This window comes from Kitasatospora sp. NPDC127035 (genome assembly GCF_042726075.1).
GTDB lineage: Bacteria > Actinomycetota > Actinomycetes > Streptomycetales > Streptomycetaceae > Kitasatospora.
The window spans coordinates 71,557-79,167 of the sequence record NZ_JBHXDN010000044.1; the positions used below are offsets into that span (position 1 = coordinate 71,557).

General features: G+C 71.1%; 8 protein-coding genes. 1 reads left to right on the top strand and 7 read right to left on the bottom strand.

Annotation, left to right across the window (positions count from 1 at the left end; genetic code table 11):
* Positions 1 to 30: 30 nt before the first annotated feature.
* The 7 genes from ACFWIC_RS26900 to ACFWIC_RS26930 form a co-directional block, all read right to left on the bottom strand.
* Complete coding sequence (locus tag ACFWIC_RS26900) at positions 31 to 1,170, bottom strand: acyl-CoA dehydrogenase family protein (protein WP_380520193.1); 1,140 nt, start codon at positions 1,168 to 1,170, stop codon at positions 31 to 33.
* Between the two features lie 40 nt (positions 1,171 to 1,210).
* On the bottom strand, positions 1,211 to 1,585 hold the full coding sequence (locus ACFWIC_RS26905) for an ectoine synthase (protein ID WP_329881463.1): 375 nt from the start codon (positions 1,583 to 1,585) through the stop codon (positions 1,211 to 1,213).
* Positions 1,586 to 1,597: 12 nt separating this feature from the next.
* Positions 1,598 to 2,452, bottom strand: a complete 855-nt coding sequence (gene trpA, locus ACFWIC_RS26910; protein ID WP_380520194.1) for a tryptophan synthase subunit alpha — start codon at positions 2,450 to 2,452, stop codon at positions 1,598 to 1,600.
* Positions 2,445 to 3,452 (bottom strand): hypothetical protein, encoded by a 1,008-nt coding sequence (locus tag ACFWIC_RS26915; RefSeq protein WP_329948508.1) that lies wholly within the window; start codon positions 3,450 to 3,452, stop codon positions 2,445 to 2,447. The genes trpA and ACFWIC_RS26915 overlap by 8 nt, the downstream gene beginning before the upstream one ends.
* Positions 3,453 to 3,454: 2 nt before the next feature.
* Entirely contained in the window at positions 3,455 to 3,718 is a 264-nt protein-coding gene (locus ACFWIC_RS26920) for an acyl carrier protein (RefSeq protein WP_355405908.1), read from the bottom strand.
* Between the two features lies 1 nt (position 3,719).
* The gene (locus tag ACFWIC_RS26925) at positions 3,720 to 5,213 is read right to left on the bottom strand and encodes an AMP-binding protein (RefSeq protein WP_355405909.1); all 1,494 of its coding nucleotides are present in this window, start codon (positions 5,211 to 5,213) and stop codon (positions 3,720 to 3,722) included.
* Positions 5,214 to 5,512: 299 nt separating this feature from the next.
* Positions 5,513 to 6,178 (bottom strand): LysE family translocator, encoded by a 666-nt coding sequence (locus tag ACFWIC_RS26930; protein ID WP_355405910.1) that lies wholly within the window; start codon positions 6,176 to 6,178, stop codon positions 5,513 to 5,515.
* A gap of 333 nt (positions 6,179 to 6,511) precedes the next feature.
* Between ACFWIC_RS26930 and ACFWIC_RS26935 the strand changes: the two genes are divergently transcribed.
* Complete coding sequence (locus tag ACFWIC_RS26935; protein ID WP_329881469.1) at positions 6,512 to 7,507, top strand: LuxR C-terminal-related transcriptional regulator; 996 nt, start codon at positions 6,512 to 6,514, stop codon at positions 7,505 to 7,507.
* Positions 7,508 to 7,611: the final 104 nt, after the last annotated feature.

Consider the following 7,611-nt stretch of genomic DNA (forward strand, 5'->3'; position numbering starts at 1 on the left):
GGAGGACTCCGTACTCTGGGAAGGGGGCGCTCACAGGCCGAGCATGGTGGCGATCCGGACCCGCTGGACCTCGGAGGTGCCGGAGTAGATCGTCCCGGCGACGGCGTTGCGCAGTTCCTGCTCGACGCCGTACTCGGCCATGTAGCCGTTGCCCCCGAAGATCTGCACGGCGTTCAGGGCGGACGCCACGTTCGCCTCGCTGACCACCAGCTTGGCGGAGGCCAGGTCGACGGTGATGTCCCGGCCGGCGAGGAGGGCCTCGGCGGTGTCGTAGAGCCACCGCCGCGAGGTCTCGACGCCGATCCGCATCTCCACGATCCGGCCGGCCACCAGCTGGAACGACCCGATCGGCTGCCCGAACGCGGTCCGCTCCTTGGCGTAGGCGATGCACTGCTCCAGCCGGCGCTGCATCTCGCCGACGGTGACGGCGAAGGAGCAGAGGATCTCCCACTTCATCACGTGGTCGAGCACCAGGAAGCCGGTGCCCGGCCGGCCGATCACGTTGGCCCTCGGCACCCGGCAGTCGTCGAAGAACAGCTCCGACATCGGGGACGCCTTGAGGCCCATCTTCTCGATCGGGTTGCCGACGGTCAGCCCGGGGGCGTCACGCTCCACCAGGAAGGTGGTCACCCCGAGCGGACCGGCGGTCGGATCGGTCTTGGCGTAGACCGCGATCACATCCGCCACCGGTCCGTTGCTGACGAAGGTCTTGCTCCCGTTCAGCACGTACGCGTCGCCGTCGGCCACGGCACTGGTACGCATCGCCAGCGCGTCCGAGCCACCGCCGGGTTCACTGATCGCGTGGGCTCCGATGAGGCTGCCCCCAGCCACCCCGGTCAGGTACCGCTCCTTCTGGGCGGCCGTGCCGAAGCGCTGCAGCGGGACTCCGACGCTCACCATGCTGGTGGTGACGGAGAAGTTGAGCCCGCCGTTGCGGCAGCCGTGGCCGAGTCCCTCCAGGACGTACATGGTGGTCAGCAGGTCCTGGCCGAGCCCTCCGTACTCGGGCTCGAACGGCAGCCCGAGCAGGCCCGAGTCGACCACGGCCTGCCAGGGTCCGCGCGGGAACCGCGCGGCCTTGTCGTGGGCCAGGTAGTCGTCGCCGAACTTCTCGAACCACGGTGTCAGGCCGTCGCGCAACTCGCGCCGATCGGCGGACCATTCGATCATCGCTTCATTCCCCGGTCGGTGGTCGGTGGCGCGGGCGGGATCAGTAGTGGGAGGACGAGGCGCCGGTGAGGTCGTGGACCTCGTCGCCGCGCAGCGCCGGGGTGAAGACGCACACCAGGCGCAGGTCCTCCTCCGGCCAGGCGATCAGCCAGTGCGCGTCGTGCTGGTCCAGCGCGTAGAGCGTGCCGGGCTCGATGACGTGGCTGTTGCCCGCCATGTCGACGACCTCGCCGCGGCCGGAGATGCAGTAGCAGGCCTCCAGGTGCCGCTTGTACTCCAGCAGCGACTTGGTGCCGGCCGCCACGACCGTGTCGGTGACCGAGTAGCCCATCCGGTCCGACTCCAGGAGGAAGCGGCGGCTGACGCCGTTGCCCCACTCGACCGTTCTGACGTCCTCCAGCTTGCGAATGATCATGACGAACTCCGTTCAGTGATTGGACAGTTGTTCTTCGTGCACGGGTCGGTGACGCAGGCCACCGATGAATCCCGCGAGTTCGGCGAGCAGGTCACCACCGGTCTCCAGGACCCGTTCGACCTCCGCCACCAGGGCGCTTCCGACGATCGCCGCGTCCGCGCCCAGGTCCCCCATGGCCGAGACGTCCTCGGCGGTGCGGACCCCGAATCCCACGGCCACCGGGGCCGGGGTGAGCCCCTTGAGGGTGGCGACCACCGGCGCGAGCGCCGAGCGGTCCGGGGCCGGGGCCGTGCCCGAGCGGCCGAAGTGGGCCACCAGGTACAGGTACGCCGAGGCGAACTCGGCACTCTCGGCCAGGACTTCGCGGGGCGAGTTCGGGTAGCAGGTGGTGACCACCGGCTGTCCGATCCGCTCCGCGGCCTCCAGGTACCGCCGCCTGGCCAGCGGCGGCAGGCCGTGCAGCAGGGTCGCGTCCGCTCCCGCGTCCCGGGCCTTGCGCAGGAACTCCTCCAGGCCCACCGGCTTCACCGAGTGGCCCCAGTCGGCCAGCAGCGCGATCCGGGTGTGCCTCAGCTCCGGCCGGACGCGCTCGACGAAGCCGAGCACCGCGTCCAGGTCGACGCCCTGCTCCAGCGCCCGCCGTGCGGAGCGCCGGATGACCGGGCCGTCGGTCACCGAGTCGGGGAACGGCACCGCCAGTTCGAGGCAGTCCACCCGCTCCTCGTCCAGCAGCCGGACGAGGTCCGCGAGCCGGTCCAGGCCCGGGTCACCGGCGTTGAGGAACAGCGCCAGACCCGGGTCGGCGGAGCTGCGGCCGGCGAAGAACCCGCCCGCCGGCCGGCCGTCGCGCTCGGTGGGGTCAGACACCGGCCCGCACCTCCCGGCGCAGCCGCTCCACGAGCCCGACCGCCGCGCCGTCCGCCACCGCCGCCCGGGCGGTGGCGAACGCCTCCGCCCAGTCGGTGGTCCGGCCGGCGGCGATGGCCGCGGCCGCCGCGTTGAGGCAGATGCTCTCCACCGCCGCCGCCGGGCCGTGGCCCCGGAGCAGGTCCAGCAGGTGCTCGGCCGCGTCGGTGCCCTCCGCGGCCGGGCGGAGGTCGGCGAGGGTGCCGCCCGCCGCGCCCACCGTGCCGGGGCCGACGGCCAGCTCCGTGCCGTTCGCCCGCACGGTGTTCCCGGTGAAGCTGAGCAGCTCGTCCACACCGAGGTCGTTGCGGATCAGCCAGACTCGCCGGTCGGCCGCCAACTCGGCGAATCCGTCCCAGAGTTCAGGCGACGATACACCGGTCAGCTGGACCTCGACGGGCACCGCGGCCAGGAACGGGCCGAGCAGGTTGACGAACCGGCCGATCTGCTGCATGCCGTACGGCAGCACGGCGCGCGCCAGTTCGGTCAGCTCGACCGGGTAGACGAACCCGGAGGCGAAGGCCAGGCCGAAGCGGCCGAGCAGGTCCTCGCACTCGGCGTACGAGCGCGCGGTCGGCAGCCCCAGCCGGTCCAGGATGTCGATCGAGCCGTACCGGCTGCTGTAGCCGCGCGACCCGGTCTTGACGATCGGCACCCCGGTCGCCGCGGCCACCAGGACGGCGGCGGTGGTCAGGTTGAAGGTGGCGGGGCCGCCCCCGGTGCCGACCAGGTTGACGACGCCGGGCCAGCGGGCCGGCAGCGGCGCGGCACGGTCGGTCAGCGAGCCGAGGAAGGACTCCAGGGTCGGCGTCACGGGGGTGCGGGTGGAGAGCGAGGCGAGCACCGCGAGGGCCTCGCCGTTCTTCAGCCGGCGCTCGTGCAGCCGCTCCCAGAAGTCGGCCCAGACCGGGCGTTCCACCGGTTCGGCGCCCCGGACCAGGCTCTGCAGCAGATCGGCCACGGTCAGTTGGCTCCGCTCGCCACCGGGTCGGCCTGACCGAGGAAGGCGTCGATCGAGGCGACCGAACGGAAGTTGTCCGGCACGATGTCGAGCGCGTCGATGTCCAGCTTGTAGGTGTTCTCCAGCCAGCCGACCAGGGTCAGCAGGCCGAGGCTGTCGATCACGCCGTTCGCCAGCAGGTCGAAGTCGTCGTCGATCTCCTCGACCGTGACCTCCAGCAGGAACTGATCGATCAGGTACCGCTTGATGTCGTCGGTGCGCGCCATGTCAGCCTCCGGAGGCAGTGGTGTCGGGTCGGTCGGTCCGCGCCTGCAGGAGGCGGCGCTGGACGGCCTTGCGGTCGAGCTTCCCGGTGCCGGTGCGGGGCAGCGGGGTGTCCACCAGCTCGACGGTGGCGGGGATGGCCACCCGGGGCAGCAGCCCGGCGGCGTGCTGGCGGATGGTCAGGGAGTTGAGCTTCCCGCCCTCGGCGCGCTGCACGACGGCGTGCAGTCGCGTGCCGGCGAGCTCGTCGGGGACGGCGATCACCGCCGCCTCGGTGACGGCCGGGTGGCTGCGCAGGGCGGTCTCGACCTCGGCCGTGTTGATCCGCACACCGCGGACCTTCACCACGAAGTCCCGCCGGCCCTCCAGGGTCAGCACCCCGTCGTCGTGACGGCGCACCAGGTCCCCGGTGCGGTAGTAGCGGGTTCCGGCCCGCTCGGAGAAGACGCCCCGGTCGAGCTCGGCGTCCAGGTACCCGGCGGTCTGGAACGGTGTGGAGACCACGAGTTCACCGCGGCCCGGCCCGGTGAGCTCGACGCCGTCCTCGTCCAGGACCAGCGCGTCGACCCCGTCGATCGGCCGGCCGATCGGCACCGTACCGTACGGCATCGGGTCCGCCGGGTCGATCGTGTGGAGGAAGCTGTCGTTGGTCTCGGTGCAGCCGTAGACGTTGTGGAAGACCGCCTTGGGCAGGAGTGCCGGCAGCGGTTCGAAGCCGCGGGCGCTGACGGCGTCGCCGGTGAGCAGCGCGTGTTCCACACCGTCCAGCACCAGCGCCGGGTCGCCCGCGGCGGCCTGGGTGAGCAGTTGGTAGAGCATCGGGACGCCCTGCACGACCTGGACCGGCCGGGCGCGGTACTGCGCCAGCAGGTGGGCCGGGTTGGCGGCGAGGTCCTGGTCCACCAGGGAGACACACCCGCCGCGGCTGAGCGTGGTCCAGATGTCGAGCAGGCACAGGTCGAAGTTGAGCGGTGCGTAGTTGAGCACCGTGCTCTCCGGGCCGATGCCGAACTGCTCGGCGGCCCAGTCGGCGAACCGCGTCACCGCGCCACCGGTCAGCGGCACGACCTTGGGCAGCCCGGTCGAGCCCGACGTGGTCAGGAGCAGCGCCACGTCCTCCGGGTCATGGTCACCCTCGAAGGTGAACTCCTCGTGTCCTTCGGTCAGTTGGATCGGGTCGGGCAGGCGTCGGGCGCCACAGCGGTCCACCAGGGCGGCCAGGGTCTCGGCGCCGAGCTCCGCCGAGGGCAACAGCACCGGCCGGCGGAGCATCAGGCAGGCCAGCACCACGGCGACGGCCTGCGGCGACTTCTTCGCCACCATGGCCACCGGTTCTGCGGGGCCCAGGCCCAGCCCGGCCAGCCGCGCGGCGGCGGCACCGGCCATGCGGTGCAGTTCGGCGTAGCTCACCTCGTCCGCGTGCCAGAGCAGTGCCGGCGCCTGCGGGCGGACTCTCGCCTCTTCGGCGATCCGGCCAGGGAGGGATCTCCACGGCATCGAACGGTCCTCCGTCTCACGTCCTGGGAGTATCTGAGTGGGTCTGAGTGGTCTGCGGACTGTCTGAGCGGTTCTGCGCGGGCAGCCGAAAGCCGATTACGGCTGCCGCCGAAAATGTGCGCAGGATGAATCGCCAGGTGGCGGGCGGCAGCACGCGTGGGCGGCCGCACTCGTCCATGGGTAAATAGATGAATACACCTGAAGAAGTTGACCGATAAACCGCCCGGTCGGCGCGGAGGAGTTCCGCGTGACGGAATACCGAAGGTGGAATCCCGCAATCCGGAACCGGGACGGCCCGATCAGCCCGCGCGCCGCCCCGAAGGCTGCGCGAACGCCGCGGAGATACCCAGCAGAAGATACGTACAGCCGGTGATGTACTTCTGGGCACGGGCGAACCGCACACTACGGGCGAGCCATGCGCCCACCCCGACCGAGGCCACCGCGTACACCAGATCCATGGCCAGGGCGATCGTGAAGAACACCAGCCCCAGCACCAGGGTCTGACTCGCCCCGGAGCCCCGCTCCGGGTCGACGTACTGCGGCAGCAGCGCCAGGAAGAAGAGGGCGACCTTGGGGTTGAGCACGTTCACCAGAGCCCCCTGGCGCAGCAGCGTCCCGACCGACCGGGGGCTGTCCGAGCCCGCCGGGCCCTCGCCCAGCGCGCCCCCCTTGGACAGCAGGGTGCGGATGCCCAGGTACACCAGGTAGGCGGCGCCGGCGTACTTCACCACGTCGAACGCCGTGGCGGAGGCGGCGATCAGCGCCGACACCCCGACCACGGTGCCCAGGACGTGGACCAGCGTGCCGAGTTCCACCCCGAGCGCCGAGGCGAACGCCGCCCGCCGGCCCTGGCCGATGCCACGACTGAGGATGAGCAGCATGTTCGGCCCGGGCACCGCGACCACCGCGACCACCGTCGGCACGAACAGCAGCAGCGCCGCCATCGACGGGAGCGTCAACTCCACCGGGCCCATCCCCCTCCGTCAGCTGCGGAGCGAGCCGGACGGCTCAGCCCCACTCAAGGTCCCCGTCACGCCCGCCCGGGAATCCGAAACCCACCCAAGCCGACTGAAATGATTGCCGAATGGCCACCATGTTACTCATCCCCCCAGCGAATTAATCGATCTTTGTCTCAGCTCCGCCGTACTCTGTTTCCCAAGCGAAGTTCCTTCGATCCTGCCGACCGCACTTCGGCAAGTCCAGGGATCACAGCTGTCCCATAGGTGCCGTGACTGGTGACGGCCAGGTTATCCACGGGGGCACCACAGAGCAGCAGAACCACCACCACGGAGTTAGCAATGGATCTTGAGCGCGACCGGAAGGTCCTGACGGACCTCTACCGGCAGTTGCGGAACGAGCCGAACCTGAGCACACCCGAGATCTGCGCCCGGTCGGGCCTGGATCCGGCCTCCCTCCACGAGGCCACGGCGCTGCTCACCGAGCTCGGGTTACTGACCGGGTCCGGCCGCGGCAGCGGGCGGCCCACCGTCACCTCCACCGAGGTCGCGCTCAACCGCCTCGCGCAGCAGGCCGAGCAGACCGCCGTACGCTGGCTGGAGGAGACCATCCGGGTCCGCAAGGCGATGCGGCTCCTCACCACCGAACTCGCCGACCAGTACCAGCAGCAGGAGAGCCTCGCGCCCGCCGAACTGATCGTCGGCCTCGACCACATCTCCGAAGTGCTGGAGGACTGCACCGAGCTCGCCCAGGACGAGGTGCTGAGCATGCACCCCGGCCCGGTCGTCGAGAGCCGCTCCAAGGCCCGTCTGGAACGCAACCAGAAGGTCGTCAACCGCAGCGTGGGGATGCGCACCATCCACCTCGCCTCCACCGCGCGGCTGCCGCAGGGCCTCGCCCTGCTGGAGGAGATGCAGCGCTCCGGGGTCCAGATCCGGCTGGCTCCCACCATCCCGTTCCGCCTGATCGTCATCGACGACGTGATGGCCTTCACGCCGGCCTTCGGCACGGAGGCGCAGCCCACCGCCATGGTCACCCGCGGCCCGGTGATCACCCGCCTGCTCAGACGGGTCTTCGAGCACTGCTGGCAGTCGGCGGTCGAGCTCGGCACCGACACCCCGCCGCCCCAGACCCCCGTCGACACCCCGCTCACCGGCCAGCAGGCGGGCATCCTGCGGCTGATGAACGCCGGCTTCAAGGACGAGGCGATAGCCCGCGAACTCGGCGTTTCCACCCGGACACTGCGCCGTCTGATGAACGACCTGATGGAGAAGCTCGGCGCGGACAACCGCTTCCGGGCCGGGGTCCGGGCCCAACAGCTGGGCTGGCTCAAGTAGCCGGGGGGGGGGGGGGGGGGCCCCCCCCCCGGCCCCCGCCCCCCCCCCCCCCCCCCCCCCCCCCCCCCCCCCCCCCCCCCCCCCCCCCAAAAAAAAAAAAAACC

Excerpts from the sequence above, each read along its gene's own strand:
- ACFWIC_RS26900 (WP_380520193.1), bottom strand. The coding sequence starts at position 1,170 with ATGATCGAATGGTCCGCCGATCGGCGCGAGTTGCGCGACGGCCTGACA.
- ACFWIC_RS26905 (WP_329881463.1), bottom strand. The coding sequence starts at position 1,585 with ATGATCATTCGCAAGCTGGAGGACGTCAGAACGGTCGAGTGGGGCAAC.
- ACFWIC_RS26920 (WP_355405908.1), bottom strand. The coding sequence starts at position 3,718 with ATGGCGCGCACCGACGACATCAAGCGGTACCTGATCGATCAGTTCCTG.
- ACFWIC_RS26925 (WP_355405909.1), bottom strand. The coding sequence starts at position 5,213 with ATGCCGTGGAGATCCCTCCCTGGCCGGATCGCCGAAGAGGCGAGAGTC.
- ACFWIC_RS26935 (WP_329881469.1), top strand. The coding sequence starts at position 6,512 with ATGGATCTTGAGCGCGACCGGAAGGTCCTGACGGACCTCTACCGGCAG.